The sequence below is a fragment of the Aquimarina sp. AWH4_224 genome (genome assembly GCF_056160245.1).
In genome coordinates this window covers 258,875-281,513 of sequence record NZ_JBSWWU010000001.1, presented here as the reverse complement: position 1 = coordinate 281,513, position 22,639 = coordinate 258,875, and the positions used below count along the sequence as shown (strand labels likewise).

22 protein-coding genes and 1 other RNA gene are annotated in these 22,639 nt (G+C 35.8%); 4 read left to right on the top strand and 19 right to left on the bottom strand.

Going from position 1 to position 22,639, the window contains the following annotated elements; translation table 11 throughout:
- Positions 1-15: 15 nt before the first annotated feature.
- Together ACXAGJ_RS01250 and rnpB are read right to left on the bottom strand one after the other, a co-directional pair.
- Positions 16-474 (bottom strand): hypothetical protein, encoded by a 459-nt coding sequence (locus tag ACXAGJ_RS01250; RefSeq protein ID WP_474836398.1) that lies wholly within the window; start codon positions 472-474, stop codon positions 16-18.
- 53 nt (positions 475-527) lie between these two features.
- Positions 528-829, bottom strand: an RNA gene (rnpB, locus tag ACXAGJ_RS01245) — RNase P RNA component class A.
- A 106-nt stretch (positions 830-935) separates the two neighbouring features.
- Here rnpB and ACXAGJ_RS01240 point away from each other — a divergent pair.
- Both ACXAGJ_RS01240 and ACXAGJ_RS01235 read left to right on the top strand, forming a co-directional pair.
- Entirely contained in the window at positions 936-2,753 is a 1,818-nt protein-coding gene (locus ACXAGJ_RS01240) for a DNA polymerase III subunit gamma/tau (RefSeq protein WP_474837119.1), read from the top strand.
- 118 nt (positions 2,754-2,871) lie between these two features.
- The gene (locus ACXAGJ_RS01235; RefSeq protein ID WP_474836396.1) at positions 2,872-3,453 is read left to right on the top strand and encodes a MiaE family protein; all 582 of its coding nucleotides are present in this window, start codon (positions 2,872-2,874) and stop codon (positions 3,451-3,453) included.
- Positions 3,454-3,494: 41 nt separating this feature from the next.
- On the opposite strand, the gene ACXAGJ_RS01230 is transcribed toward ACXAGJ_RS01235, so the two are convergent.
- The 6 genes from ACXAGJ_RS01230 to ACXAGJ_RS01205 form a co-directional block, all read right to left on the bottom strand.
- On the bottom strand, positions 3,495-4,220 hold the full coding sequence (locus ACXAGJ_RS01230; RefSeq protein WP_474836394.1) for a DUF6733 family protein: 726 nt from the start codon (positions 4,218-4,220) through the stop codon (positions 3,495-3,497).
- Positions 4,207-5,103 (bottom strand): alpha/beta fold hydrolase, encoded by an 897-nt coding sequence (locus ACXAGJ_RS01225; protein WP_474836392.1) that lies wholly within the window; start codon positions 5,101-5,103, stop codon positions 4,207-4,209. The genes ACXAGJ_RS01230 and ACXAGJ_RS01225 overlap by 14 nt, the downstream gene beginning before the upstream one ends.
- A 3-nt stretch (positions 5,104-5,106) precedes the next feature.
- Positions 5,107-6,684, bottom strand: coding sequence for a class I adenylate-forming enzyme family protein (locus ACXAGJ_RS01220; RefSeq protein WP_474836389.1), 1,578 nt, complete (start codon positions 6,682-6,684; stop codon positions 5,107-5,109).
- A 33-nt stretch (positions 6,685-6,717) separates the two neighbouring features.
- Positions 6,718-6,996: an acyl carrier protein gene (locus tag ACXAGJ_RS01215; protein ID WP_474836387.1), complete on the bottom strand. Its 279-nt coding sequence runs from the start codon at positions 6,994-6,996 to the stop codon at positions 6,718-6,720.
- Between the two features lie 3 nt (positions 6,997-6,999).
- Positions 7,000-8,277: a type III PLP-dependent enzyme domain-containing protein gene (locus tag ACXAGJ_RS01210; RefSeq protein ID WP_474836385.1), complete on the bottom strand. Its 1,278-nt coding sequence runs from the start codon at positions 8,275-8,277 to the stop codon at positions 7,000-7,002.
- A gap of 131 nt (positions 8,278-8,408) precedes the next feature.
- Entirely contained in the window at positions 8,409-8,954 is a 546-nt protein-coding gene (locus tag ACXAGJ_RS01205; protein ID WP_474836383.1) for a YybH family protein, read from the bottom strand.
- Between the two features lie 249 nt (positions 8,955-9,203).
- On the opposite strand from ACXAGJ_RS01205, the gene ACXAGJ_RS01200 reads away from it, so the two are divergent.
- On the top strand, positions 9,204-9,845 hold the full coding sequence (locus tag ACXAGJ_RS01200) for a Crp/Fnr family transcriptional regulator (protein ID WP_474836381.1): 642 nt from the start codon (positions 9,204-9,206) through the stop codon (positions 9,843-9,845).
- Between the two features lie 47 nt (positions 9,846-9,892).
- Here the strand turns inward: ACXAGJ_RS01200 and ACXAGJ_RS01195 are convergent, their stop codons facing one another.
- The 4 genes from ACXAGJ_RS01195 to ACXAGJ_RS01180 form a co-directional block, all read right to left on the bottom strand.
- Complete coding sequence (locus tag ACXAGJ_RS01195; RefSeq protein WP_473286781.1) at positions 9,893-10,450, bottom strand: outer membrane beta-barrel protein; 558 nt, start codon at positions 10,448-10,450, stop codon at positions 9,893-9,895.
- Positions 10,451-10,516: 66 nt separating this feature from the next.
- Positions 10,517-11,416: a Ppx/GppA phosphatase family protein gene (locus ACXAGJ_RS01190; RefSeq protein WP_474836378.1), complete on the bottom strand. Its 900-nt coding sequence runs from the start codon at positions 11,414-11,416 to the stop codon at positions 10,517-10,519.
- Positions 11,417-11,421: 5 nt separating this feature from the next.
- Entirely contained in the window at positions 11,422-13,524 is a 2,103-nt protein-coding gene (ppk1, locus tag ACXAGJ_RS01185) for a polyphosphate kinase 1 (protein WP_474836376.1), read from the bottom strand.
- A 2-nt stretch (positions 13,525-13,526) separates the two neighbouring features.
- Positions 13,527-14,012 carry a SixA phosphatase family protein gene (locus ACXAGJ_RS01180; protein WP_474836374.1) on the bottom strand — a complete coding sequence of 162 codons (486 nt, stop codon included), beginning with the start codon at positions 14,010-14,012 and terminating at the stop codon, positions 13,527-13,529.
- A gap of 383 nt (positions 14,013-14,395) precedes the next feature.
- On the opposite strand from ACXAGJ_RS01180, the gene ACXAGJ_RS01175 reads away from it, so the two are divergent.
- A complete protein-coding gene (locus ACXAGJ_RS01175) occupies positions 14,396-16,597 on the top strand; it encodes an OmpA family protein (RefSeq protein ID WP_474836372.1) in 2,202 nt (733 codons plus the stop codon).
- A 1-nt stretch (position 16,598) separates the two neighbouring features.
- On the opposite strand, the gene pdxH is transcribed toward ACXAGJ_RS01175, so the two are convergent.
- The 7 genes from pdxH to rpsA all read right to left on the bottom strand — a co-directional run bounded on the left by pdxH (position 16,599) and on the right by rpsA (position 22,578).
- Positions 16,599-17,243 carry a pyridoxamine 5'-phosphate oxidase gene (gene pdxH / locus ACXAGJ_RS01170; RefSeq protein WP_474836370.1) on the bottom strand — a complete coding sequence of 215 codons (645 nt, stop codon included), beginning with the start codon at positions 17,241-17,243 and terminating at the stop codon, positions 16,599-16,601.
- Between the two features lie 69 nt (positions 17,244-17,312).
- The gene (locus tag ACXAGJ_RS01165) at positions 17,313-18,218 is read right to left on the bottom strand and encodes a ribonuclease Z (RefSeq protein WP_474836368.1); all 906 of its coding nucleotides are present in this window, start codon (positions 18,216-18,218) and stop codon (positions 17,313-17,315) included.
- 57 nt (positions 18,219-18,275) lie between these two features.
- The gene (locus ACXAGJ_RS01160; protein ID WP_474836366.1) at positions 18,276-18,737 is read right to left on the bottom strand and encodes a thioredoxin family protein; all 462 of its coding nucleotides are present in this window, start codon (positions 18,735-18,737) and stop codon (positions 18,276-18,278) included.
- Between the two features lie 52 nt (positions 18,738-18,789).
- Entirely contained in the window at positions 18,790-19,122 is a 333-nt protein-coding gene (locus tag ACXAGJ_RS01155) for a ribonuclease Z (protein ID WP_474836364.1), read from the bottom strand.
- A 3-nt stretch (positions 19,123-19,125) separates the two neighbouring features.
- Positions 19,126-20,055, bottom strand: a complete 930-nt coding sequence (locus ACXAGJ_RS01150; RefSeq protein WP_474836362.1) for an aspartate carbamoyltransferase catalytic subunit — start codon at positions 20,053-20,055, stop codon at positions 19,126-19,128.
- 37 nt (positions 20,056-20,092) lie between these two features.
- Positions 20,093-20,632 (bottom strand): bifunctional pyr operon transcriptional regulator/uracil phosphoribosyltransferase PyrR, encoded by a 540-nt coding sequence (pyrR, locus tag ACXAGJ_RS01145; RefSeq protein WP_073313253.1) that lies wholly within the window; start codon positions 20,630-20,632, stop codon positions 20,093-20,095.
- 146 nt (positions 20,633-20,778) lie between these two features.
- A complete protein-coding gene (rpsA, locus tag ACXAGJ_RS01140) occupies positions 20,779-22,578 on the bottom strand; it encodes a 30S ribosomal protein S1 (protein WP_073313251.1) in 1,800 nt (599 codons plus the stop codon).
- Positions 22,579-22,639 lie beyond the last annotated feature (61 nt).

Genomic DNA, 22,639 nt, shown 5'->3' with positions numbered 1-22,639 from the left:
AAGTAGTTTTAAAACTTATTTGACCCTTGTAAGTCGCATTTCTTTAAAGCTAATTTTGTGAATGGTAAATAATTTCCCATCGAAAAAATGAGGATCAGAAACCTTAAAAAAACCACTCTTCGGATCATATGCGCATAGACTTTTTTTGAAATAAGGGTTTTGTTTTTGATTATAACGTCTTCTATCATTCCCGCATCTTGGTATGGGCGGAACCCTTTTTACAACTTTGGGAATTAAGTGGTCTTGATATTTAATTCTTAAGGTATTGGTATATCTGTTCTGATAAATTTTTATGTCTCTTTTTGTGGTATATTCTAATAACTTGGTCTTTTCTAAATATAAAATACTATCATTATAATCTTCTTGAACCACTGTCCAGGATCCGATAATCTCTTCAATCGAAGGAATTTTTTCTTGAGCAAATGCAGTTACAATTAGTAATTTGAAGAATAGATGAGTTAATACAGTTTTCATTTGGTTTAGGTTTTAAAAACTATATGGCATCAAATAATGTACCTAAAATGAAAAGAAAAAGCAGATCATAAGCCGGATTCTGTCACCGTCAAAAAAACGGGCCTTATCATTTATCTAGGCCAGTAATTACTTACTAGCTCTAACCGCCTACCCTCCAACGTTGGGCGCGCAACCCTCAAAAGTTGGTTTACATGGCGTTGCACCGCATAGAGTTTACCTGATTTCACTACAGCATTACCTGTACATTCTTTCTGTTGCACTTGTCCTCGTCTTACAACGGACGGGCGTTACCCGCTATGCTGCGCTATGGTGTCCGGACTTTCCTCGACAGCGCCGCGATAAGGTGATCTGCTTGCTGCAAAAATATCATAAATTCAATAAGTACAACAGCTGTTAATAACTAAATATAAAAACCAAATCCTGAAATGTAATTTATGGCTGCAATTTTTAACTTTGTAGCGATGGAACACTTTATAGTATCTGCACGGAAATATAGACCTCAAACCTTCAAGGATGTTGTAGGGCAACAGGCTATTACCAATACTTTGCTAAATGCTATAGAAAACAACCATTTGGCGCAGGCTTTGCTATTTACTGGTCCGAGAGGAGTTGGTAAAACCTCTTGTGCAAGAATATTGGCAAAAACAATCAATCAAGATGGAAACGAACATCCGGACGAAGATTTTGCATTCAATATTTTTGAGCTTGATGCAGCTTCCAATAACTCTGTTGACGATATTCGGAATCTTATTGATCAGGTGCGTATTCCTCCACAAGTAGGAAAATACAAGGTCTATATCATCGATGAGGTTCATATGTTATCGCAAGCTGCTTTTAATGCTTTCTTAAAGACATTAGAAGAACCTCCAAAACACGCTATTTTTATATTAGCTACCACAGAAAAGCATAAGATCATTCCAACGATTTTATCCAGATGTCAAATCTTTGATTTCAAAAGAATCACGGTAACTGATGCCAAAAATCATCTGATGCAGGTTGCAGCTCAAGAAGGAATTAATGCCGATGAAGATGCATTGCAAATTATTGCACAAAAAGCGGACGGAGCAATGCGAGATGCGTTGTCTATTTTTGATCGGGTTGTTAGTTTCAGTGGTAAAAACTTAACCAGACAAGCGGTAACCGAAAATCTGAATGTACTAGATTACGAGACCTATTTTAAGGCTACCGATTTGATTTTACAAAATAATATTCCTCAATTACTTATTGAGTTTAATCATATTCTAGCTCAAGGATTTGATGGGCACCATTTTATTGCAGGATTGGCCTCTCACTTCAGAGATCTTTTGGTCTGCAAAAATCAAGCGACCATTAATCTTTTGGAAGTAGGAGAACAAACCAAAGCAAAATATCTAGAGCAATCTCAAAAAGCATCACATGCCTTTCTCATAAAAGGAATTGAATTGGCCAATGATTGTGATCTGAAGTATAAAACCAGTCGTAACCAAAGATTACTGGTAGAACTATGTTTGATGCAGCTTGCCTCTATCCTTACTCCGGATGGAGAAAAAAAAAATGACAAACCCTACATAATTCCTCCTTCTTATTTCAAAGAAAAAGGTATTCAACCCATAAAAATTAATCAAGAGATTAAAGAGAAGGTTGAAACGAAGCCTGTTCCTATTGAAAGTTCAGCTCCTGAACCCATTCCTGTTTCAGTAGAAACAACAGATAGTAATATTCAGGAAAAAGAAAATATTCAAATCACTAATCAAGAAGTAAATAGTACAGAAAGCGAAGTCGTTACTCCAACACCAGCTGCTGAAACTAAGAATAATCTTTCTATATCTTCCCCTCGTAAAAAGACTTCTGGTTTATCCTTGAGTAGTATTCGCAAAAAGAAAGAGCATCAGGAAAAGCAAGTAGACAGTATAGTTGATCCAAACTCTTTACCGCATGATGAGTTTACAGAATCTGAAATGAAAGATGCCTGGATCGAATATGGTAAATTGCAAGATAAGAAGGGAGAACGTATTATCGGTTCTATGTTTGCGATGAATGTACCGAGTATGAATAATGAAGGTAAAATTCAGGTAGAGCTTCCTAATCAATCCATGAAAGTAGATTTGGAGAATGCCCTTCCTGGTTTATTTCAATTTTTATACAGGAAGTTAAACAATTATAGTATAGAACTTGTTATTCATGTAAATGAAGAAGCTTCCAAAAAATATGCTTTTACCCCTCAAGACAAATACGAGAAGTTAAAAGAGAAAAACCCACTTATTGATAAGCTACGATCTCTGTTTGATTTAGATCTTTAGGTCAGCAATAACTCCCTTTTTTTAAATCCACTTTTTTTTAGAAGTTCTACAGGATAAGTATCTTTGCTAATACATTGATGGACTCATATGTCCTGATGGCTAATTAAAAAATAAAAAGATGCTAGGTTTAAAACTTCCTACCGATCCAAGATGGGTAAACATTGTTGAAAAGAATATTGAAGAGATCTTAACGGATCATGCGTTTTGTGAGCAAAAAGCGGCTTCTACTGCAATTTCTTTAATTGTAAGTTTTCCCGAATATACTGATCTGGTTCAAGAAATGACCAAATTGGTAAAAGAAGAAATTAGTCATTTCAAAATGGTGCATGATAAAATTATTGCTCGAGGATGGACTTTAGGTAGAGATAGAAAGGATGAGTATGTCAACAAATTACTGAAGTTTTTCCCAAAAGGAGGAAGTAGAGAAACTCACTTGGTACATCGCTTATTATATGCCGCGCTTATTGAAGCCAGAAGTTGTGAGCGATTCAAATTGCTTTCTGAAGAACTTGAAGATCAAGAGCTAGCCAAGTTCTATAGAGACCTTATGGTAAGCGAAGCCAATCATTATACGATGTTTCTAAATTTTGCCCGTAAATACGGAAAACGAGAAGAAGTAGATAGAAAATGGCAAGATCTTCTCGAATTTGAAGCCGAAATCATGAAAGATCTCGGTACCAAAGAAACAATACACGGTTAACAAAGAGGGTCAGTTTGACCCTCTTTTTATTTATATCCTCTCTACAAGGGAATAAAAGCTGACACCTTGTAAAACTCATCCGAAGTTCCGGCATCCGTATTTAAAGTAGCTCCCATCGATATTCTAAACGCAATACCTTTATCGAATTTCAACTTTAACGACCCTCCTAGCCATTGATACACTAGCAACGGATCCCCTTCCTCTTGTCGAGTCACTCCAAACGACTCATAAAACAGACCAGCGACCAATCGCTTGCTCACATGTATCCCTGGAGCTATCCAGTTTAGCAAATAATCTTTGGTAAGAATATCATCATCTTCCCGTATGGATTTGTAATAAGAAATATACCCTTCAAAATCAATAATGTTGGTCTGATAGTTGACATACAAACTCGGCACAATTCCTTCGGCAATTTTGGTTCCAGTACTATTCGAAGAAAATTTACCACTTGTGATTCCAAAAGAAGGGTTTACATACAATGAGTTGTCAAAAAATTTGAATCCCAATCCTACAGCAGTTTCTAATAACAAATCACTGCCCGATGGAAGATTCCCAAAAGAAGGATTGGTCCAAAAAATAGTATAAAAGGTAATATCATAGTTCTTATTGGTTTCAAAATTTCCGAAGAAAATCGGATAGAATCCTGCTACACTGTTATGAATAATCTTAGTCGCAAAAGTAGTTTTGTTGGTTTGTTCTTCTTCTTGAGAAAAAACATATCCTCCTACCAGCATAAATAGCAGTATTGTACATTTAATAGTTTTCATTATTTATTTCTTTTTGTAAAAATTCATTAATTAATAAAGCGATCTTATCATGTGATTCTTCCAAATGAAGATGATGCCCACCTTCCATCCAATGGATCTTGCCTTGCTGAAATTTGCTCAATCGAGCTTTAAACATTCCTTTGGAAAACAGTCCTTGTTTTCCTAAAACAATAAGGGTTTGACAGGTTATCGCTTGTATAAAGGCTTGTGCCTGAGATTCTGTAATTCGATAGCGTTCTGGCAATACAATTCTGGGATCATGACTCCAGCGATATCCGTTGGGAAGTTTGACTAAAGCTCTATTCAACAAATTAGCCACTGCATTATGAGATATCTTACCTATAGGATTGTTTACCCGATCTTCTATTGCAGCTGTTACCGATGAGAATTGTGCTGTTTCTGGCGAAGAAAAACCATATAACTTCGTCTTTTTTGCCATTCGCAACTGTCGAATAGCCCTATAAAAATTAATGACGACTTCTTCTTCCTTCTGAGCCACAAATGGAGGTCCCAAACCATCTATAAAGACCATTTTTTCTATTACGCTCGATATAGCACTTGCCAAAACACAAGCAATACCAGTCCCCATAGAATGCGCTATGACACTTATTTTTTTGTATCCAAGCACATCTAATACTTTAAGAACATCTGCCGCATAATCCCATAAGTAGTAAGAACTGTTGGCATCCCGGTGATCCGATAAGCCATGCCCAGCCAAGTCTATTGCTATAAAATAGATATCTGGCGAAAACAAGGGTGCTATCTTATCAAACGTACAAGCATTATCTAACCAACCATGAAGCCCTAATACCGGATAACCGTTTTTATTCCCCCAGGTTTTTGCTCTCAGCACTAACCCGTCTACTTCATATTCTATATCCATACCTTAGGTTAAAAATGCCTTCGCATCAGTCTTTGCTATTCGTAAAGCTCTTTCTTTTAAGGCAATAAGATCAAATTTCCCATTTGGAGTCTTTGGGATAGACGAAAGTATCTCCACAAACTCTGGCACTTTGTAAGCTTCTAGATGTGTAGCACAAAGGGATAAAATTTCCTTTTCAGAGGTAGTCTGTCCTTCTTTTAGGACTACAAAAGCAAATAACGCTTCTCCATAATCCTCATGAGGAATCGCTGTGATTACTGCTGCATTTATTGATGGAATGCTCCCCAGGTAATCCTCTACTTCTTTTGGACTGACTTTGATTCCTCTCGAATTGATCATATGATCCATTCTGCCTTTAAAATAGAGATACCCATCCTCATCCAAAGCACATAAATCTCCTGTATAAAGTACTTTCTCTCCAGAATGTAAACCAGGCCTGAGTTTGACAGCGGTTTTTTCAGGTTTATTCCAATACCCTTGCATTACCGTTGCTCCTCTGATCACTAACTGCCCTACCGCATGTGGTGTAGTAATTCTCTGTTCCTCATCATCTATCAACCACAATTCGGTATTAGGGATCGCTATGCCTACGCTATCTGGTTTTTTGTCAATTTCAGAAGGTGGTAAATACGTACACCGTTTACATTCAGTAAGTCCGTACATGGAATATATTTCAGCATGAGGAAACAATTCCTGCACCATTTGGATATTATTTTGAGTAAGTGCTGCTCCAGTATTGGTTACTTTTCGGATACTAGAAAGATCAAATTGATATTTCTTGTTTTGCTCATGCAACAACATTACCATCGTAGGTACTACGGGAAATATGGTGATCTTTTCTTGTAGTATTTTCTTAAGTAAAAAGATGGGCCAGGTTGATTCTTTTTCCAATATCAATGTAGCTCCTTTGGAAACACTCATAATCATTTGGTACAACCCATAATCAAATGATAAGGGCAAGGCACAAAGCACTTTATCTTCGGTTGTATATGCCAAATAAGTATTCAAAGAATGGGTAGCGGCTATCATATTTTCATGAGATAGCATTACTCCTTTGGGCTCACCTGTAGAGCCCGAAGTATATAAAATCGCGGCCAAATCTTTGCTAATAAGTCCACTGGGTTGTAGAACATCATGATTATCTTTAAGCATCTTATCATAATCAACTTGTCCTTTGGTATTTGTTGGTCCATCTACGATCAACGTTTCTTTGAGATAGGATTGTTGAAGAATGGAAGCATTCTTTGTCGCTATTTCTGCGGTGGTGATAAGTACAACGGCGCCAGAATCTTTAAGGATATATTCTATTTTACCAGATTTCAACTCCATACCTACAGGAATGACAATTGCGCCCACTTTTAGGATTGCCCAAAAGGAAACAATGGTTTCGATCTTGTTGCCCAATAAAATTACTGCACGGTCTCCTCTTTGAACACCCTGTTTTTGCAGATAAGAAGCCAAACTATTGGATTGTTCTTCTATATCTGAAAATGTATATGAATTTCCGGAGAAAGTCACCGCCGTCTTTTTGGGATAAAGACGTACGGTTTCCTCCAAAAAGTTTTGCATTTTTGGTATCATTATTATTGTATTTAAAATGTATTAGAAGTTTATTTAATGCACCGAAACAGAAGTGTTCACTTTCAGCTCTGATAGTACATAGTCATAAATGGTTTGCAACGTATTAAAATGCCTGGCTTCTATAGTATCGGCATTGACTTCAAAACCATGAATATGATCTTCTAAATAGGTAAGAAAGAACATTGACGAGAGAGAATCGATCCCCAAATCATTTTTGAGATGAGCTTCTAATTGAATTTGTTCTTTTGTGATATTCGGAATACTGTCCAGTAATCCATCTTTGATTGTATCTAATATTTTAAGAGTATCCATGTGCTAATTTGTTATGAGTTTAGTGTGTTTGAAATCAACTTCTATTTGTTTATTTATAATATCCATAGAAGTGTCTTTTTCCCGAATAAGAAATGATTCATCCTGATACAATAGTATCTCGGCAGGGTATCCATGACTATGAAACAGAACTGGTGATGATGTTGGTCCATAAGCTCCTGATAATTTAACCAGCAAAATATCATCCAGACTTATTTCATTAAGTTCAATATTACGCCCTATGATATCATCAGGACTGCACAATGGCCCAGACACCTGATATATTTTTTTCGCAGTGTCAGAACTCGCGGATATATTTTGAATTGGGAAATTTCTTTTGACTACTCTTCCCGATCCAGCTGCTGCAGAATGGCAATTTGTTCCTCCGTCGGTAACCGCAAAGAGCTTTCCATGATTCGATTTTAAGTTATTCACTTGCACTGCCATTGCGCCTGCTGTCCCGATTATAAATCGACCAGATTCCATAATAATTCGGGTATCAGGATATTTGTCATGAAATGAAGTAAACAATGGCTCCATCAGCTCTTCAAACAATGTAATATCCAAGGGTTCCTGATTTTGAAAATAAGGCACTCCCATTCCCCCTCCAACATCTACCATGGTAAAATGGTAGTGATATTTCTGCGAAATTTGATCATAAAGATTCAGAATGTACCTGGTGTTTTCGAATACGGATTGAGCTTCCAGAATATTCGTCCCATTGTATACATGTATTCCTCGTACATGTATGTTTGGTGTAGCAAGATAACTTCCAAAGTTTTGTATGGCTTGTTTTTCCTCAATACCAAAATGAGTAGGTCTACCTCCCATTTTCCATGGAGAACCTTCTGCAGAAAAATCGGGGTTGATCCGAATAGCCACATTTGCAGTGACTCCGGCATTATTAGCAAAACTGGAAACTCTTTTTAGTTCCGTTTCGGATTCTATGACAATAGCATAAATCCCCAATTCGATAGCCCTTTTAAGCTCATAGTCTTTTTTACAAGGCCCCAGGTATATAATATCTTCTGGGGTTGAACCGGCTTTGAGTGCAATTTCTAGTTCGGTAACTGAACATACTTCTGTACAAGCGCCTTGAGATCGTAACAGTTTTACCAAAGAAACATTAGGATTCACTTTTAAGGCATAAAACACATCTACAAAGTTGGGCAGCGCATTTTTCAGGTTTTTATAATTAGATATCAATTGTTCCCCGTCGTAGATGTATGCTGGGGTTCCATATTGGTGGACTGCAGATAAAATATCTGATGTATTAATTTTCATTATGTTGAGATTAAATGCATTTCCCTCTTTAGCTTGCAAAGAAGGGAACGTTTGTGATTGGGCATAACTATGTAACTATGCCATTTTTAAAAGGTTGAATGATCTAGGATTTGTTATAATACGCTTATCTGCTATTTATCAGCGTTAAACATATCATACTCAATAAGCCATTCTCCTTTTTCTTTCTTCCAGAGAATTACATAGGACCCTTCAAATACCGGAGAAGAACTGGTATTTTTATATCCCAACATATGACAGCGTTGGAAAGCTACATCCATGTCGCCAAAAAACTGCAGTTCATCCTGAAAGAATTCTACACGGTCTATAACCTGTACACTTTCAGAAAATTCTTTTTCGATCTCATTTCTTCCCAATCTGGGTTTTTTACCAGGTTTCATAAATACGGCTCCCTTGCGAGTGTATTCTTCCGAGATTCCTTTGGGATCTTTGTTTACCCATTTGGTTTCGAACCTACGATCAGCAATATCGATAAGCTTGGCTTGAGAGACCAGATCTGCTTTGGTCACCGAAGTACTTCCGTAATAGCTTACTACAGAATTCTTGTAATTAATTTCGACATTTTGATTTAGGGAAGACTTTACAAATGAAGTAAAAAAAAGCCCTCCCAGCACAGCTATACTAACTATAGCTAACGCTTTAGAATTAAAAAATTTCATGAGTTTTGGTTTTAAGAGTTAATTATCATGATTGTGAAAACCGAAATTATTCCAACTCAAACTCAATCGTTATAAAAATTCTAACACCAAAATTTAATTTATTTTCTAAGAATTAGCACTTTTTATGTTGTTTACGCAGAAAAATTGCGTCAAAATTATAATAAATGTACTAACGGAATGTTAATACGAAAGTTACTTAGCAAATATTAATAGTCAGAAAGAAGCAACTTAAAACCAACAAACAAAAACATGACTATTAAATTATTTGATCTTTTGGTAAAACAAGGGATTCATCATTGCAACACGTATGATCAAAATGAAATTATTAGACCCTATCACAAGACCAACCGGAAAAGACTTTATTTGGTAAGAAGTGGTGCCATTAAGTTAAGTTACCCCAATGAATCTGGAGAATTACTCATATCTATAATACTAGCTGAAAATCAGTTTTTTGGAAGTTGTCAAATCTTTGTCGAAGACACACTCAATTATACCTACCAAGCCCTTCAGGCAAAAACGATAGTTTATGAATTTGAAATACATCAGATACAATCTATGCTTCAGAAAAAGATCATTCTACCTACTGAAGTATTTTGCTTGATTGGAATAGAATGTTGTCTTCTGGAAAGACGAATTCGAATCCTGCAGAACAGGTTTGTAGAAAACAGAGTAAAGGAAACCTTATTAGAATTTCAAAAGAACTTTGAGATTCCATCGGCGGATGAATACCGTATTGCGTTATATTGCCCTCTTAATCAAGAAGAATTTGCAAACTACATTAGAGCATCTAGGGTGATCACTAATAAGATGTTTAACGATCTCAAAAGATCATTACGAATAGAATGTCTTAAGAACCGAATTATACTCAACAAAAGTTTTTACAGTTCTTAAGACACTCAATATAAACATTAGATCATATATTGTAAATATTGGATAGCTTAAAGCTTGTATCCAAAGGAAAGTTGTATAACACTGTTATTCCCATCTGCTCCTCCGGTTACACCTTCATCATCGAAAACATTAGACAATCCAAAGTCATAACGAAGATCTGCAAAGAAATTCTCGGTAATGTTGACTCCGATTCCGGCAACCGCAGCAAAATCAAAAGTATTGAAGTTGGCATCTATACCAGCGTTGTCTTCCCATTCCCATATTTTAAGCCCTACCTGAGGCCCAATATGAACATTAAAAATGTTTGTGAAATTGTACTTGAAGAACAAGGGAAGTTTTAAATAATCCACACGAAGTGCTTCATCATCATTTCCTTGAGAAGAATACTGCAATTCTGGTTGAAAACTTATTCGATCCTTGATAGGATATTCGGCCAGAAAACCAACCACAAAACCGAATCGATTATCTTCCAGGTTTTCTGGAATATCATCAGAACTGATTGAACTAAGATTTGCTCCCAGACGAACTCCATACGTTTTTTCTTGTGCTAATACTCCTGAAAGAGTGAATAAAAAGATACCAACGTAAAGTAAAGTTTTTTTCATAGTAAATATGTGTTTAATTACAATATCAGGGGGAAATCTGGCAGTAAATATACAGATTTTATGGAATTATTTGTTTTTCAATTTTTCATTGTACAAGGATTTAATGATCCCATCCGACAATCCGATCTTTGGAACGTAAATATCTTTGGCTCCGCTCCATTTCATGGCAGATAGATAAATCCTTGCTGCGGGCACAATTACATCGGCTCTATCCTGATTCAAATTAAGTTCCCATATTCGTTCTTCATAGGTCAACGAATTCAAAAGTTTGTAATACGAACTGAGGTATAAGAATGATAAGGGTTTACCCATGCTTTTTCCGCTATTCTTGAAAATATTATTGATATTCCCTCCAGAACCGATCAACGATATCCGATTATAATCTTGGGTAATCTCTTGTATCCAATTTTGGACTTCATTCCAGGTTTGATCTGGAACCAAATTGTTGAGCAATCTTACCGTTCCCAATTTGAAGGATCTGGAAGTCACTGTATTTCCGTTATGATATAGTGTAAATTCTGTACTCCCCCCTCCTACATCAACATAAAGATAAGAAGCATCAGTATTGATCAATTGATGAAGATCTGTCATCGCAATAATTGCGGCTTCATCTTTTCCATCAATAATATCGATTTGAATTCCAGTTTGATCTTTTATCAATTGCACAAGTTCTTTTCCGTTTTCTGCCTCGCGCATTGCGGAAGTAGCACAAGCCTTGTATCGAACTACTTTGTGGGTTTTCATGAGTAATTGATACGCTTGCATGGTATCGAGCATTCGGGCGATATTTGCTTCAGAAACTCTTTTATCTTTAAATACATCAGCTCCTAATCGTATCGGAACACGAACTAAACTAGTTTTTTTGAATCTAGTGGCCTTTCCTTCTTCTTCGTGGACACTACTGATTAATAATCTAATCGCATTGGAACCTATATCTATGGCTCCGTATTTTTCTATTGTCAACAAAATAATTAATTTCCTAGTTTCTCTAAATAGTAATCATAGGCAGCAACCTGTGATCTTATTTTTTCTTTTTCGTTTCGAATGTAAGCATTATCCTGATCTTTAGAAAGAATCCTAGCCTTTACATTATCGTTCCAGGAGATATCAAAAGTTTCCATAAGTTCTAATTTGATATCTTCATCGTAGATAGGACATGAGATTTCGACTCTTCGATCTAGATTTCGAGTCATCCAGTCTGCTGATGAAATATACACTTTAGGATCCCCCCCATTCTCAAAAATTAGTAATCGTGGATGTTCCAAAAATTTATCTATTATACTGATAGCTCTTATATTTTCGCTCATTCCGGGGATACCTGGAATTAAGCAGCAAATTCCGCGAATGATTAAATCTATTTTCACCCCTGCTCTACTGGCTTCATATAGCTTATCAATCATATCATAGTCACTAAGACTATTGAGTTTCAATCGTATTCTTGCTGGTAATCCGTTTTCGCTATTCGTGATTTCGTTATTAATCAATTTTACCAAAGAAGATCGTGTATAATGTGGGGATACCAAAAGGTGTTTGTATCGATTGACTTTGTAGTTGATTTCAAAAAATTTAAATACCCGATTAGTTTCCTTAAGAATAGCCTCGTTGGTGGTAAACAAGGTATAATCTGTATATATCTTGGCTGTAGATTCATTAAAATTACCCGTACTTATAAAACCGTATCTCTTGGTTTTTCCTTTTTCTTCACGTTCTATAACGCAGGCTTTACAATGCACTTTAAGTCCAGTAACTCCAAAATTAAGATGCACACCTTCTCTTTGCATCTGCTCTGCATATCTAATATTAGCAGCCTCGTCAAACCTGGCCTGTAGCTCAATTTGTACCGTTACCTTTTTCCCATTTTTTACAGCATTAATCAAAGAACTGGCGATATGAGAAATACTAGCCAGTCGGTATATAGTGATTTTTATGCTTTTTACTTTAGGATCAATAGCGGATTCTCTTAAAAACTTTACCGTGTAAGAAAACGTATGGTAAGGGGTGTATTGAAGAAAATCCTTTTTCGCAATTTTATCTAACAAACTACCTTGCAATGGTAGACCAGGAATGGTAAGAGGTTGCATGGTTTGATAAGTGAGTTCAGGATTTCCTAAATCAGGAAAGCGCATATAATCTCTTCGGTTGTGGTACCTACCACCTGGAATAATACTATCGGTATTATCAATTTCCATTTTCTCCATTAGGAATTCTAACGTATCCTTTTCGATCTCTTTATCATAAACGAATCGAACAGGTTCTCCATCCCTTCTGGATTTTACACTACTAGATATTTTTTGGATAAAACTTTTACTAAGATCATTATCAAAATCTAACTGCGCATCTCTTGTGATTTTAATCATATGCGCAGATGCACTTACATAATCAAAAATACTGAAGTTAATACGCATACAGTACCTAATCAAATCGTCAAGAATGATAATATACTGTTTCCCATCTTTCTCTGGTAAGACCACAAATCGATCCATGTTTTTAGGGATTTCTATAAGCGCATATATCTTCTCTTTGGTTGTTTGTTGCAAAATCTTGGAAATCCTTCCTTCTTTAGGAATTCGTTCTTTCAATACAAGTTTTACCGCCAAATACGCTACACTATCCTTTAGATGCGGAAACTCTTCAAGGTCATTCAAAATATAAGTTACCAAAGCGGGACTTACTTTACTCACAAAATAATTACGAATAAACTGATCTTGATCCTCACTCACTTGATCCTCGTTAATAATAAAGATATTACGAGATTCCAGCTTTTCCCCTATCGTATCAATGGTTTTTAAACTCTCTGCCTGTTGTTTGATCACGATCTTAGTGATTCTTTCCAATAGATTGCTTGCTGTGGTTCCTTTCAAGACATTCTTACCGTCTTTTCCCGCCAAATCTATCCTTTTGATCGTTGCATAGCGTACTTTAAAGAATTCATCTAAGTTATTAGAAAATATCCCAATAAAACGTAAACGTTCAACCAAAGGAACACTATCATCTGCAGCTTCCTGTAATACTCTTGCATTAAACTGCAACCAGCTTAATTCCCTATTAATATACTGATTGTTAATTAATTCCATATTTATCGTAAAGATTTAGGAAAAACCATAAGAACGATTTTTCCTACAGAAATTTGATCCCATTGCTCCTCTTCAAACTCAATACCAACAGCCCCAGCGGTAGGTAGGTTATCAATGCTCTGATCTCCTAATAAATTTACTATCGAAGTGAATGCATGGTTGTGACCAAAAATAAGAAGTGTATTAATCTCATTCTTACAATTTTTAATTACTTCCAAAACTTTGTTTCCACCAAAATCATAAAGATCTGGTTCTAAACGAAATACATCTTTATCGATCGACAGATTGTCCAAAACAATTTGTGAAGTCGTATAAGCCCGTTCTGCAGGGCTACTTAGGACCAAATCTATAGGTTTTACTAGGGTTTTCAGATGTTTCCCAATCAACTCGGCATCTCTGAGTCCTCTATTACTTAATGGTCTTTGATCATCGGGAACATCATAATCCCAAGAAGATTTGGCATGTCTAATGATATATAAAGTTTTCATGATTTCTATACTATAAATGGCAAAAATGAGTTATGTAATACAAGTTTACTAATTCACATTCAATAATTGTTATAACCTAGAATAAAATAACCGTTAAATCAAAAAATTAATTTGATCTGTTTTATTCTGATATAACGATAAATTACTGTTAAAAGACAAGGATATGAAGTAATGAAGCGAGATAAACAAGTGAATATGAAGTCGATAGAGGGCTGGTTTTGATCGATAAAAATTGTATTTACATCGAAAACCTGTGTTTTTTCTTATTTATGTAAATGTTAAAATCTAAATTTACATACGGTTTTCCCTTAATTAGGAGTGCTTCCCCCCAAGCAAAACTCGCACGAATTAAGTCAAAATGCAAGGGCTAAAAAACTAGAAAAGTGGAAAAAGAGATTATGAAGAAAGGAAATCTTTTTGGATTACAAAGCTTAAACCTACTAATGGTTACTGCAATCTTTTGCAGTCTATCTATGTATGGACAAGTAGAGGTTCCTTTAGAAAAAAGGACCGAATTTACTTTCAAGGGGGATTTTAAGTTTGTTTCCAATACAATATTAGGAAAAGTCAGTAATGACGATGGTACTGGGGTTTTTGACCCCAACAAAAGCTACAATGATGGTGGATTGAATAATCAATTTAGAATGGGATTTATCGATATTGATAATGACCCTTCTACCTTTAACTCTAGTAGTGCAGATCTTATCATTGACACAGAATGTAGTACTATAAGACACGTTGGTCTTTATTGGACCGCTTCATATGCTGACGAAAATCGAACTGAGGATATTACTTCTATAAAAATTAAGTATCCAGGACAAAGTGAATATGCTACTATTACGGACGGTAAAATTATTCATGATTATTACAACGATTCTGAAGCCTTATTTAAACAATATTCATGTTATAAGGATATAACAGAAGATGTACTAAACTTAAAAAATCCGCTGGGAACCTATACCCTAGCTAATATACCTGCCACTACTTCGGAAATAAATGACGATGCAACTCTTGGAAATGGATTAGCGGGAGGCTGGACAATGATCGTTATTTATGAAGATCATACAAAACCCAGAAAAAGATTTTACGTGTATGATGGTTTCGTAAATATTGATTCTAAATCTAAACCTGTTGCATTTTCCTTCAACAACTTCCAAACCATACCTAATGGTGCAGTTCACGGAAAAATTGGAGTAATTGCTTATGAAGGAGATAAAGGAATTCGTGGAGATCGTTTTCAAGTAATGTCTAACGAGACCAACAAATATAAGAGTCTTGCAGATGGTACGAATCCTATGAATAATTTCTTTAACGCCAATATTACTGAGAACGGAAGAAACATTAAGACCAGAGTACCTGCCAGTCAGAATACGCTTGGTTATGATGCCGACTTATTCGATATTAAAAATGTAAGAAACAGTATTATAGGTAATAATCAAACGGAAGCTAAATTTAGATTAAAGACCGATAACGATGGATACTCTGTAATGGCAGTAGCCTTTAGTGTAGACATCTACGAGCCCGCTATCCATATCATTAAAAGGTCCAAGTTTACTGATAATAATAGATATATTCATCCTGAAGATGTATTAGCGCCTAAGCAGGAGATTACATATCACCTTACTATTCATAACGAAGGTAATGATGATGCGAAAAATACTATTATTAAAGATGTTCTTCCCAAAAATGTTATTTTTTCTGAAAAGTCTTTAGAGCTACCAAAACGTGTTAAGGCGAAATTCGATAAGAACACCAGAACTATTTTGTTCACCATTCCTAATAAGATGGTAAAAATAGATAGTGAGCCTTTCCATATATCTTATAATGTAACTGTAGATACCAGTTGCGAATCTATTGAAACCATAGATGACATTACCGTAGTTGATCAACCTGTTACAGCAGAGTTTAATGGATCATTAAATGAAACGATAAAGTACTCTAAAGGATATAATCACATTAACAAATGTGACTTGCCAGATTACTATCAGTTTAAATTAGCAATCGACATTAGTTCTCTGAATTGCCCTAACGCTAGCAGCTTGGTTGCTATACCAAAGAAGAAACTAGGTCACGATATTGCCCAGGTTACTCCAGGTGATTTTGACAAAAGAGACAGGTCTTCTAATACTAAAAGCGGAGGAATTACACCTGGTGATATAGTGCAAAGCTCTACTCCACCAAAAACAGGTTTGGAAGCAAATTCAAAACTGGATAAGACCATAAATGATCTTATTAATTTGAATGAGATCTATTTCGAATTTGATAAATGGGATATTACTGAAAGAGCAGAACTAGAACTAAATAAAATTGTTGAATTGATGACCAAGGACTATCCAGATATGGTGATCAAGATCGAAACTCACTCAGATAGTAGAGGTAATCATGATTATAACCTTGATTTATCCCAAAAAAGAGCAGAGTCTATTTACAACTACTTAGTAAGTCAAAACGTTTCCAGAAATAGAATTTTATCTTATGTTGGATTTGGAGAAACTCGTCCAGTCAACGATTGTCTCGATGGTCAAGATTGTAACGAAGAAGAGTATCGTAAAAACAGAAGATCAAATTTTGTAATTATGGATTAGATCAGGGAGAAAGCCTTTTGGTCATCCACTGATCACCTTCTTTTTGATAACGTATGCGATCGTGTAAACGATTTGCTCTACCTTGCCAAAACTCGAATTCTGAAGGAATAATTTGATAACCTCCCCAAAAAGAGGGTTTAGGGATCTCTTTCCCTTCAAATTTGTTTTCCAATGACTGCAATTGATTTTCTAGTACCGTTCTTGAATTGATGATTTCGCTTTGTTGTGAAGCCCAGGCACCTAATTGACTTCCTCTTGGTCTTGATCTGAAATAGGATTCACTCTTTTCTTCGGATACTTTTTCTACCCTCCCTTTTATGATTACTTGTCGCTCCAGGTTAGGCCAAAAAAAGGAAATACATACTTTATTATTACTATCCATAGCCTTGGCTTTCTCAGACTCATAGTTGGAGTAAAAAATAAAACCGTTATGATCAAATTCTTTTAATAAAACCACTCTGGCCTTTGGGAATCCATCTAGTCCCAATGTAGTTAAAGTCATTGCGTTGGTCTCCTCTACTCCTCCACTTTCTTCTACCTCTTTAAACCAATCTGAAAATAACTGAAATGGTGAATCCTGAAGATTTCCTTCCTCCAGTGTATGTTTTTCATAAGACTTACGATAATTGGTCAGATCCCGATTCATAGTAACAATTTATAGGCGCAAGTTACCTATTTTATAGAATCAGTACTAACAACAATTCTTATTATTTCTTTAAAATTCGAAGACTTTTCCGTCGTCGGCTACTTCTACATGATCAAAAACAGTATTTGCTTCATCTTTGAATATTTCGATATTTTCATATCGTGTAGAGTAATGACCTAATATCAAAGTGCCTACATTAGCTTTTTGAGCTATTGTAGCTGCTTCGATCGCAGAACTATGCCCGGTTTTGGCACATAAATGTTTATGACTTTCGAGAAATGTAGATTCATGATACAATACCGTCACCTCTTTGATTTGTTCAATTTTGGCTTCATCATAACGAGTGTCACTGCAAAAAGCATAGCTTTTTACTGGTCTTGGATCTAGAGTTAACTCTGTATTTGGTATTACTTCTCCATTTTCCAGAACCACATCCTTTCCTTTCTTAATGGAACGGTAATATGCGATATCGATATCATAATTTTGAACCTTACTTAAAACCAACTGCCGTTCTCCTGGCTTTTCACGAAATAAAAACCCATTACAATATACACGATGCTGAAGTGGAATAGTTTGCACCGTTACTTTTTCGTCCTCGAATATCATTTCCGGACCGGTATTAGTCAATTCATGAAAGTGCAACGGAAAATCAGTCCAGGAATTAGATAGTTTCAGCTGCAAAGTGATCGCTTCTTTAATTCCTTGTGGTCCATAGATATGCAAAGGAGTATCTCTACCTAACAATCTAAACGTAGAAACCAAACCGATGAGACCAAAAAAATGATCCCCATGCAGATGAGAAATAAAAATGTGCTTGATTCTTGAAAACTTGACCTTGTTTCTTCGCAACGCCACCTGTGTTCCTTCTCCACAATCAATTAAAAAGATATGATTGTTTATTTCAAGTACCTGAGATGTAGGATTAGTAAATGTTCTTGGTGTTGCAGAGTAACACCCTAATATTGTAAGTTTCAAAATTTATTTCACTATTGTATTATCAAAGCGTGAATATAGCGCAATCTCAATTAGAAATCAATATTGATCAAAAGAATCAAAAGAGGTAAGTAATGAAATATATCCATGTACATCCAAATCTCTTCTATAACCTGTTGCTCCTAATACAACACCTTCTTTATTAAGAATTAGAATAGCGGGGAAAACCATCTTCTTATTATATCGGCTGGCAAGCGCTTTATTCTTCTGCTTTTGTTCTTTAGAAATTCTGTTTTTCTTTCTTCTTGGGAAATCTGCTTTCAACCACACATATTTTTGCTGAGTGAAATCTGCAAATTCTTGAGTAGACAGGATTTTCTTTTCCAATTTAATACAAGGAGGACACCAATCCGATCCTGTAAAAAACAAAACAATTTTTTGGTCTTTTTCTTTGGCGACTGCCAAAGCTTCATCCAAATCATATTTCCAGTCCTGGGCAATACCTTTGAAGCTGAAACATAAAAAAAATACGAATACGAAAAATGGGGCTAGTTTATTCATATTAACTAAGACGCAACGCTAAACAAAACATTACAAAAAATATAAAAATTTCTTAAAACTCTAAATCTCGTTCGATTTCCTCCATCTCTACAAGATCATAAGCCTCTTGAAGTGTAGGGACTATGGTAATCTCTTCAGGCACATCTTCATAAGACAACCTATCGGTAACAATAACGAATGAATGTTTTGCTGCCTTATGTTGATTAGATATCCTTAAAAACTCATTCACATCTGCCACAGAAAGATCTTTCAATGAAAACAAGTTAATAATAAGATTATCATTTTTAAGCGTTTCATACTTATCTTCAAGACCCTTAACAAATTCAATGATGGTAGTCTTTTCTTGTGTGATTATGGTTGTAGAACCATCTTTATTAAAAATCATAAGTTATCGTTTAATTTTAGAAGCTAACAGATAAATCACTGCCATTCTCACTGCTACTCCATTCTGAACCTGATCCAAAATAATGGCTTGATCTGAATCAGCAACATCACTCGTGATTTCTACGCCACGATTGATGGGGCCTGGGTGCATTATTACAATTTCTTTATTAAGACTATCAAGTAATTTTTTATTCACCCCAAATTGTTGGGTATACTCTCGAGTAGAAGGAAAATAACTAATCTCCATTCTTTCATTCTGTACTCTGAGCATATTTGCGATATCGCACCATTCTAGTGCTTTTCTCAAATTCGTTTCTACCTGTACTCCTAATTTTTCAATATATTTAGGAATCAAGGTTTTGGGTCCGCAAACTTTTACTTCTGCTCCCTGTAATTTGAGCGCAAAAATATTAGAAAGCGCTACTCTGGAATGCAAAATATCTCCCACGATCACCACTTTTTTGCCTGCCACTTCTCCCAAGCGTTCTCTTATTGAATACGAATCCAATAGGGCTTGTGTTGGATGTTCGTGTGCACCATCACCAGCATTAACGATACTCGCATCTACATGCTTTGATAGGAAAACTCCAGCCCCGGGGTTGGGATGTCTCATCACTACCATATCCACCTTCATCGAAAGTATATTATTTACTGTATCTATAAGGGTTTCTCCCTTTTTTACCGACGAAGAAGCCGCAGAGAAATTGATAACATCTGCAGAGAGTCTTTTTTCAGCAAGCTCAAAAGACAATCTTGTTCTGGTGCTGTTTTCAAAGAACAAATTAGCAATAGTAATATCTCTTAATGAAGGGACTTTTTTGATGGGTCGATTGATCACTTCTTTAAAATGATCTGCCGTTTCAAAAATAAGATCAATATCCTTCTTATTTAGGTATTTTATTCCCAGTAAGTGATTTACACTTAATTCGCTCATAGTATTTTATATTGCTCTTCTAAAGTACTTTTGATATTTATTTACCAACCAGATAAACGGCATCTTCTCCTTCATTTTCTTTCCAATGCACCTTTACTTTTTCCTGATTGATCGCATCCACCTGTCTCCCTCTATAGTTAGGCTGAATGGGTAAATGCCTACTAAATCGTCTATCGATTAGTGTTAATAGTTCTATTTCTGATGGTCTACCAAAGGATTGAACAGCGGTAAGCGCGGCCCGAATACTTCTTCCAGTATATAATACATCATCAATAAACACCACTCGCTTGTCTTCTACTACAAAATCAATATCCGTAGAATTTGCTGCCAAAGGCTTTTCTCCTCGCCTAAAGTCATCTCTATAAAATGTAATATCCAAATACCCTAAATCTACGGTATCCAGATGATAATCATTTAATAGTATTTGTCTTATTCGGTCTGCTAAAAAAGTACCTCTAGGTTGCACACCAATAAGCACGGTGTCTTTGAAATGGGTATGATTTTCTATTAATTGACAAGCCAAACGGTGCAGTATGATATCTATTTCTTTTGCACTAAGTAGTAGTTTTTGACTCATATTCTCCAAAAGGATATTTGGGATACAAAAATAATGAAAATTTGCAATTAATCATGAGATAACCACAGAGTTTATGATAAATATAAGGTAAAGAAAAAAGGCTGCTCTTGCGAACAGCCTTTTATGATTTAAAAAGTAAGAAAAATCTAGTTTCCTCCTTTTTCCATTTTAGCTTTAAGATCTGCTAAAGCGTCGATATCACCAAGCGTAGTCTTTTCTGCCGCACTAGAGGCAGCTTTCTTAGCCGCTTGCTTAACAATCTTAGCTTCTTCTTCCTTGAATAAAGCAGTGTGAGAAGCAACTACTCTCTTAAATTCTTTACTGAATTCAATGATTTGGAATTCTGCTTCTTCTCCTTTTTTAAGCTTGCTTCCATCTTCTTTCTCTAAATGACGAGAAGGAACAAATGCAACGATATCTTCGTTAAAGTCGATAGTCGCACCTTTGTCTACGATTTCTGCAATCTTAGCAGTGTGCTTAGTACCTAAACCAAATTCAGTTTCGTACTTATCCCAAGGATTCTCTTCAGTTTGTTTGTGTCCTAAACTTAGTTTACGACCTTCAACATCCAATTCAAGAACGATTACATCAAGAGTATCGCCAACATTAGTAAAGTCTGATGGGTGTTTGATTTTCTTAGTCCAAGAAAGGTCAGAGATATAAATCAACCCGTCGATTCCTTCTTCTAACTCTACGAATACACCAAAGTTAGTAAAGTTACGTACGATACCAGAATGCTTAGATCCTACAGGGTACTTGGTAGTAATATCAGTCCATGGATCTGGAGTCAATTGCTTGATACCAAGAGACATCTTACGCTCTTCTCTATCCAAAGTAAGTACTACTGCTTCTACTTCGTCTCCAACTTTTACGAAATCCTGAGCCGAACGCAAGTGAGTTGACCAAGACATTTCAGAAACGTGGATTAATCCTTCTACTCCTTCTTCTACTTCGATAAATGCACCGTAATCTGCGATTACTACTACTTTTCCTTTAACCTTATCTCCTACCTTAAGATCTTTGTCAAGAGCCTCCCATGGGTGTGGCTTCAATTGCTTAAGACCTAACTGAATACGAGTCTTAGCCTCATCAAAGTCTAAGATTACAACATTCAATTTCTGATCCAACTCAACGATCTCATTAGGATGGTTAATTCTTGACCAAGAAAGGTCAGTAATATGGATAAGTCCGTCAACTCCTCCAAGATCAACGAATACACCGTAAGAAGTAACATTCTTAACAGTACCTTCTAATACTTGACCTTTTTCTAATTGACCAATAATTTCTTTCTTCTGCTCTTCGATATCAGCTTCGATAAGCGCTTTGTGAGAAACAACAACGTTTTTGAATTCGTGGTTGATTTTTACCACTTTGAATTCCATTGTTTTTCCAACATATGCATCATAATCTCTAATTGGCTTCACATCAATTTGAGAACCTGGTAAGAACGCTTCGATTCCGAAAACGTCTACGATCATACCTCCTTTAGTTCTACACTTCACGAAACCATTTACGATTTCACCAGAGTCATGAGCTGCATTTACTCTATCCCATGCTTTGATTACACGAGCTTTACGGTGAGAAAGGATCAACTGACCAGTAGCGTCTTCACGTACATCAATTAATACTTCTACTTTGTCACCTACTTTTAAATCTGGGTTATAACGAAATTCATTTAACGAAATAACTCCTTCACTTTTGGCATTGATGTCGATAATAGCATCACGATCAGTAATATTGATTACTGTTCCCATTACTACTTCGTCATTTAAAGTATCTACGAAATTTTCAGCAACCAATTTTTCAAACTCTTCTAATTTAGAGTCAGCAATAGGATCGATTCCTTCTTCGTAGTTGTGCCAGTTAAATTCTTTTAGAAATTGCTCAGGATTCGCTTGTTGCGGAGAAACTTCCTGAACGTCTGTGTTTTTTGTTTCTTCAGACATTGAAGATAAAATTTGTATTCTGTAAATAATTGAAAGTTAAAGCGAAAACTCCACAGAAGCG

Coding starts and splice junctions, on each gene's coding strand:
- ACXAGJ_RS01225 (WP_474836392.1), bottom strand. CDS start 5,103: ATGGATATAGAATATGAAGTAGACGGGTTAGTGCTGAGAGCAAAAACC.
- ACXAGJ_RS01195 (WP_473286781.1), bottom strand. CDS start 10,450: ATGAAAAAAACTTTACTTTACGTTGGTATCTTTTTATTCACTCTTTCA.
- rpsA (WP_073313251.1), bottom strand. CDS start 22,578: ATGTCTGAAGAAACAAAAAACACAGACGTTCAGGAAGTTTCTCCGCAA.
- ACXAGJ_RS01220 (WP_474836389.1), bottom strand. CDS start 6,684: ATGATACCAAAAATGCAAAACTTTTTGGAGGAAACCGTACGTCTTTAT.
- ppk1 (WP_474836376.1), bottom strand. CDS start 13,524: ATGGAATTAATTAACAATCAGTATATTAATAGGGAATTAAGCTGGTTG.
- ACXAGJ_RS01150 (WP_474836362.1), bottom strand. CDS start 20,055: ATGAGCGAATTAAGTGTAAATCACTTACTGGGAATAAAATACCTAAAT.
- ACXAGJ_RS01155 (WP_474836364.1), bottom strand. CDS start 19,122: ATGATTTTTAATAAAGATGGTTCTACAACCATAATCACACAAGAAAAG.
- ACXAGJ_RS01200 (WP_474836381.1), top strand. CDS start 9,204: ATGACTATTAAATTATTTGATCTTTTGGTAAAACAAGGGATTCATCAT.
- pdxH (WP_474836370.1), bottom strand. CDS start 17,243: ATGAATCGGGATCTGACCAATTATCGTAAGTCTTATGAAAAACATACA.
- ACXAGJ_RS01210 (WP_474836385.1), bottom strand. CDS start 8,277: ATGAAAATTAATACATCAGATATTTTATCTGCAGTCCACCAATATGGA.
- ACXAGJ_RS01235 (WP_474836396.1), top strand. CDS start 2,872: ATGCTAGGTTTAAAACTTCCTACCGATCCAAGATGGGTAAACATTGTT.
- ACXAGJ_RS01160 (WP_474836366.1), bottom strand. CDS start 18,737: ATGAATAAACTAGCCCCATTTTTCGTATTCGTATTTTTTTTATGTTTC.
- pyrR (WP_073313253.1), bottom strand. CDS start 20,632: ATGAGTCAAAAACTACTACTTAGTGCAAAAGAAATAGATATCATACTG.
- ACXAGJ_RS01215 (WP_474836387.1), bottom strand. CDS start 6,996: ATGGATACTCTTAAAATATTAGATACAATCAAAGATGGATTACTGGAC.
- ACXAGJ_RS01240 (WP_474837119.1), top strand. CDS start 936: ATGGAACACTTTATAGTATCTGCACGGAAATATAGACCTCAAACCTTC.
- ACXAGJ_RS01205 (WP_474836383.1), bottom strand. CDS start 8,954: ATGAAATTTTTTAATTCTAAAGCGTTAGCTATAGTTAGTATAGCTGTG.
- ACXAGJ_RS01180 (WP_474836374.1), bottom strand. CDS start 14,012: ATGAAAACTTTATATATCATTAGACATGCCAAATCTTCTTGGGATTAT.
- ACXAGJ_RS01230 (WP_474836394.1), bottom strand. CDS start 4,220: ATGAAAACTATTAAATGTACAATACTGCTATTTATGCTGGTAGGAGGA.
- ACXAGJ_RS01250 (WP_474836398.1), bottom strand. CDS start 474: ATGAAAACTGTATTAACTCATCTATTCTTCAAATTACTAATTGTAACT.